The organism is Synechococcus sp. R60.1 (assembly GCF_047461835.1).
In the GTDB taxonomy this organism is placed as follows: domain Bacteria; phylum Cyanobacteriota; class Cyanobacteriia; order Thermostichales; family Thermostichaceae; genus Thermostichus.
Genome location: NZ_JANSIA010000127.1, coordinates 1 through 5290, shown reverse-complemented (window position 1 = coordinate 5290; position 5290 = coordinate 1). Strand labels below are relative to the sequence as shown.

The window sequence follows — 5290 nt, the reverse complement described above, 5'->3', positions numbered from 1 at the left end:
TTTGGAAACAAACAGAATGCTATCGCTGCATAGTTGAACAGTGATGTTCAGCAGTGTTCAGCGTAAATGTATCAGCCTCGTATCCTCTCCACCAAAATATCCAAAATCTTCGTGATGGGGCCAAGTCAACCTGCTTTTCTCGACAACAGTGCTAGGATTTGTCGATCGAAACAGTGGCACCATGTCCCCAGAGATCCCGACCGGGCCAGACAAAGACGGCCTCTGTCCAAGCGCAGCCTCGTTTGCCATACTGAAGAAAGATTGTAAATATTTGTTAACGCCATGACTGTCTCTGCTTTGGATCCCGCCAACCCCGCCCGTTTACAGGAGATCGCTCAACGCTTGCGCAGCCCGCGTTCTGCGGACCGGATGGTGGCCTTGGCCCAGTTGCGGGATGTGCCGGCAGAGCAGGCGGTGCCGCTGATTTTGCAGGTCATCGACGATGAGAACCTGCAGGTGCGCTCTTTTGCCGTCTTTGCCCTGGGGATCAAGCAAACGGACGCCTGTCTGCCCAAATTGCTGGAAATCCTCACCCAAGACCCGGATTATGGCATTCGCGCCGACGCGGCAGGTGCCCTGGGCTACTTGGAAGATCCGCGGGCTTTTGAAGCTTTAGTGCGTGCTTTCTACGAGGATGTAGAATGGCTGGTGCGCTTCAGTGCCGCGGTGGCCTTGGGGAACTTGAAGGATCCGCGGGCTTACGAGGTGCTTCTGCGAGCCTTGGATGGGCCGGAGGTGTTGCTGCAGCAAGCGGCCATTGCGGCTTTGGGGGAATTGGGGGATCTGCGGGCGTTGGATCGGATTCTGGAGTTTGCCCAATCGGAAGACTGGCTGGTGCGGCAGCGGCTGGCCCAAGCGCTGGGCAATTTGCCTTCCCCCAAGAGCGTTTCTGCTCTCAACTACCTGGCCAGGGATCCCCACGATAGCGTTGCGGCGGCGGCTCTGGATTCGCTGCGGCGCTTGCGGCAAAGGGGCATCTCAGAAACCACCCCTGAGAAGGGATCCGGGCCAGCCAATTCTGAGGAAGGCTAAAGTAAAGATCCCGGCTCAGCTTGTTCCGGGTTCCCCAATCCCCAGAGAGAGGCCTCCTCTGTTTCCGGCTGAGCCTTTCTTTTCCTAGGATCCCTTGTCTCAATGGTTATCAGCCCCCACTCATCGGTTTCACCTGTTGCATCCCCGTCGCGGCCCCGCATTGTGGCGGCCCTTTCTGGGGGTGTGGATAGCTCTACGGTGGCGGCCCTTTTGCAGGAACAGGGCTACGCCGTGGAGGGGGTCACCCTCTGGCTCATGAGGGGGAAGGGGCAGTGCTGTACCGAAGGCTTGGTGGATGCGGCAGCTGTTTGTGAGCAGCTGGGGATCCCGCACCATGTGGTGGATAGCCGCGAGCTGTTCCAGGCCAACATTGTCGATTACCTGGTAGCCGGCTACGCGGAGGGCATTACTCCCCTGCCCTGCTCCCAATGCAACAAGCTGGTGAAATTCGGCCCGTTGCTGGCCTATGCCCGCGAAAAGCTGGGCATCTCGCAGATGGCCACCGGCCACTACGCACGGGTGCGCTTTAACGCCGGGCTAGGACGTTACCAACTCCTGCGGGCGGTAGATCGGCAGAAGGATCAGTCCTATTTTCTCTACGACCTCAGCCAAGAGCACCTAGCCCATAGCCTCTTCCCCTTGGGCGAGTACACCAAGGCCCAAACCCGTCAGTTGGCTGCCCGCTACGGGCTGGTTACAGCCGACAAGCCCGAAAGCCAGGATCTCTGCTTGATTGAAACCTATGGCTCGATGCGGAGCTTTTTGGATCAGTACCTTGGGCAAAGGCCAGGGGAAATCGTCGATACCCAGGGGCGAGTGCTGGGATCCCATGAGGGCATCCACCACTACACGGTGGGCCAGCGCAAGGGGTTGGGGATTGCCTCTTCCCGTCCGCTTTACGTGGTGCGCATCGATGCGGCCATGAACCGCATTGTCGTGGGGGAACGGGAGGAGGCTACCCAGGCTGAAGCGTGGGTAAGCCAAGTCAACTGGGTCTCTATCCCGGCGCCGACGGCATCCTTGGCTGTTGAGGTTCAGGTGCGCTACCGTACCCCCCCAGTGCCCGCCATGGTGATCCCGGAATCGCCAGAGCGGGTAAAGCTGCAGTTTGCCGAGCCGCAGTTTGGGGTCACTCCTGGCCAAGCCGCCGTCTGGTACCACGGGGATCTCCTGCTGGGGGGAGGGATCCTGGAGCGCCCTTCTCCCTAGGCCAACTGCAACTTCCCTCTCGCCAGGGGGGAAGGATTGGGGGTGAGGGCAAGCCAAACTACGCTGCTTGCGCTTGCAGCTGCTGCAGGGATCGGAATAGGAGCACCGTATAGATATCGAAGATAGGCGCAACTGCTGTGGCGACGGCATTCCGAACCACAACTGCACCTAGGGTAGCTCCCAGGATCCCCCCAACAAAAAACGAAATCAGGATCGCGATGCCGAAGATCAAGGCCACAGCCAGAAATGCCCAAAACACCCCCCACCAACGGCCCCTGACGAGGTTCCAACTGTAGCCCAACCCTTCCGTGGCACCTTTGTCTTCCAGGGCAATCGCGCAGAGCGTGAAAGCCAGCCTTATCCCCCAGTAGATGCCGGGAAGCACAAACAACAGCGTCCCCAGCGAGACAATCAGCACCAGCAGGATGCTGCCGAATACCAGAGGCACTGCCCTAGAGACAGCCCGATCCAGGCTGTTGCCCAGCGGGGGAGTTCGCTGCTTCAAGTGCTGATCCACCAGCCAAAAGGCTGCCCCTGCCAGGATGGGCAGGCCGATCAGGCCATAGGCCAAGTTGAGGATCCCCCCGGCAAGCGGGATCAGCTCCGCAACGATGGGAATGACAAAGCCAGGAGAAGCCAGGATCAGCAGCGGCCCATAGATGGGGCCCGCCATCTCGAATGACCGCTGCAGGAGCGGGATGGGGCTGAGGGTAGCGTTTTGCATGACAGAGGGATCCTCGTGGGCAGCCCAGTCCACCCCCTTCATACCACGGGATCTCACCTAGGACATCTTGGGTTGAGCCGAAATCCCAAAAAGGGATCCCTTCTCATCTCAAAGCTAGGCACGGGGAGCACCCTTTTTGCTATCCCCAATGGGGGCAAAAGCGGAAACTAGGAGGCTGCTTGCCCCTTCAATCGTTGCAGGGATCGGAACAGGAGAACCACATAGACCCAGAAGATGGGCACAACGGCTGTGGCAGCGGCAGTCCTAACTACGTTCACCACAGAGTCGCCAAAATCAGCCACAACTCTACTGACAAGTACAACTATCAATCCAACCCCAAAACCGAGAATAAAGCCCCCAATCAGAAGGGCCCAAAACACGCCCCACCAACGACCTTTGACGAGATTCCAACTGTAGCGCAGCCCTCCTGTAGTTCCTTGATTTTCTAGAGCAATGGCACAAGGTGTGAGGGCCAGCTTAACCCCTACATAAATGCCTGGAATGATCAGAAAGATGGAGGCAAGGCAAGAGAGGAGTGCTGCTAAGAGGGTGCTCAGAACTAGAGGCACTGCCTTCGAGACCGCTCGGTTGAGGCTGTTGCCCAGCAGGGGAGCTTGCCGCTTCAGGTGCTGATCCACTAGCCACAAGGCTGCTCCGCCTAGGATCGGTGCAACAATGCCATAGGCCAGTCGGAGGATGCCCCCGAGAAGTGGGGTCAGCTCCGTGACGATGGCCAGGATAAAGCCTGGAGAGGCCAGGATCAGCAGCGGCCAGTAGATGGGACCTACCAACTCAAACGACCGCCGCAGGAGCGGGATTGGGCTAAGGGTGGCGTTTTGCATGGCAGAGGGATCCTCGTCGGCATCCAGTCCACCCCCTTCATACCACGGGATCCCGGCTTTGGTTCCGGGAGTAGAGTTAAGAAAGTCTACAAGGCCGATTTTTGCAGGATCCAGGCCGCTGCCTGTTCGCCGCTGCGCAGGGATCCCTCGATGCTGCTCTGGTGAGTGTACTCTCCAGCCCAGAGAAGGCCTGGCAGGCCGCTATGGGTGGGAACCAAATGCTGCTGGAAGCCAGGCGGCTGCACAAACTGGGCAAAAGGGATCCGGTACACCCGCAGCAGGCGCAGTTGCTCCAAGGGGGCTTTATCGCTACGCGACGCTGCCGCGACGGGGAAGTAAGTTTGCAGCTCGGCCCGGCAGGCTTGGGCCAGTTCCTCGTCCCTCAAGGGGGGATCCCCTAGCACCACCACCGAATACAGGTGTTGGCCAGGAGGAGCCAGCGCCGGGCTGATGCGGGTAAGTTGGACCCAATGGTTGATCCAGCCCTGGCCGGTGGCGTTGAGGTACAAGTAGGCGCCGCGGCTGAGGGAAAAGGGGGCGCAGAAGTAGAGACAGGTCACCGCTCGCCCCTGGGTGGGAATGGGGGTGGGGGCTTGAGGGCACAGCTCCGCCTGCCAGGCCCGTGCCTGAGGGGCATCAGTAGCACAAACTACCCACTCGGCAGGGATCTCTTCACCCTTGGCGGTGCGGATCCCGCGCACTTTCCCGTCTTCTGCCAGGATGCGCTCCACCGGGGTTTGGTAGCGAATCTGTTCGGGGGACAGGTGACCGGCCAGTTGTCGGGCCAGTTCTCCCATGCCCAAGGCCGGGGTGACAATGGATCCCTCGGCCATCATCTTGAAATAAAAGGCAAAGAGGCGGGCGCTACTGCCCAGATCCGGATCTAGAAGGATCCCGCGGAAAAAGGGGTAGAAAAAGTGCTGGCAGATCTGTTGGGAAAAGCCGTACTGCTCCAGAAACTCCCGCAGCGAGCAATCGGATCCCCCTAGCCCTTCTCGAAAAACCTGCTCCGGGCTGCGGCGCGCCAGCTCGGATCGCAATTGCAGCACCTTGAGCTTGTCCCCAAAGCTGGCCAAGGGGTTGAGCAAAGAGGGGAGAAGGCTGGACAGATCCCGTAGGGGATCCCCCAACAGCCAGCAGCGACCGGGTTGAGCCAAAATAGCGCCGGGCCGGTAGGGACGGGGATCGAGCTTGCCCAGATCCAAATGCTGTCGCACTTTGGGATAGGCGGTGAACAGCACCTGAAAACCGCGATCCAGGCGAAAGCCATCCACCTTGTCGGTACGCACCCGCCCCCCAGGGCCGTCGCTTTTTTCCAGAACCAGGACATCCCTCCACCCCGCCTGGCTCAGCACTTTGGCGCAAGCCAAGCCGGCCAGCCCCGCCCCAATGATGACAACTTTGCCCATGCTGATACATTTACGCTGAACACTGCTGAACATCACTGTTCAACTATGCAGCGATAGCATTCTGTTTGTTTCCA

The 5290-nt window shown here is 59.4% G+C and carries 5 protein-coding genes; 2 read left to right on the top strand and 3 right to left on the bottom strand.

Translation table 11 applies throughout. The annotated features are described in order from the left end of the window. Positions 1 to 282 precede the first annotated feature (282 nt). Both NW834_RS13135 and mnmA read left to right on the top strand, forming a co-directional pair. A complete protein-coding gene (locus NW834_RS13135; RefSeq protein WP_414413786.1) occupies positions 283 to 1032 on the top strand; it encodes a HEAT repeat domain-containing protein in 750 nt (249 codons plus the stop codon). Positions 1033 to 1134: 102 nt separating this feature from the next. Beyond that, entirely contained in the window at positions 1135 to 2241 is a 1107-nt protein-coding gene (gene mnmA / locus NW834_RS13130; protein ID WP_414419212.1) for a tRNA 2-thiouridine(34) synthase MnmA, read from the top strand. A 58-nt stretch (positions 2242 to 2299) separates the two neighbouring features. Here the strand turns inward: mnmA and NW834_RS13125 are convergent, their stop codons facing one another. The 3 genes from NW834_RS13125 to NW834_RS13115 form a co-directional block, all read right to left on the bottom strand. Further along, positions 2300 to 3022 (bottom strand): glycerophosphoryl diester phosphodiesterase membrane domain-containing protein, encoded by a 723-nt coding sequence (locus NW834_RS13125; RefSeq protein ID WP_414419213.1) that lies wholly within the window; start codon positions 3020 to 3022, stop codon positions 2300 to 2302. A 110-nt stretch (positions 3023 to 3132) separates the two neighbouring features. Beyond that, complete coding sequence (locus NW834_RS13120; RefSeq protein WP_414419214.1) at positions 3133 to 3807, bottom strand: hypothetical protein; 675 nt, start codon at positions 3805 to 3807, stop codon at positions 3133 to 3135. An 86-nt stretch (positions 3808 to 3893) separates the two neighbouring features. Continuing rightward, positions 3894 to 5216: an NAD(P)/FAD-dependent oxidoreductase gene (locus NW834_RS13115; RefSeq protein ID WP_414426342.1), complete on the bottom strand. Its 1323-nt coding sequence runs from the start codon at positions 5214 to 5216 to the stop codon at positions 3894 to 3896. Positions 5217 to 5290 lie beyond the last annotated feature (74 nt).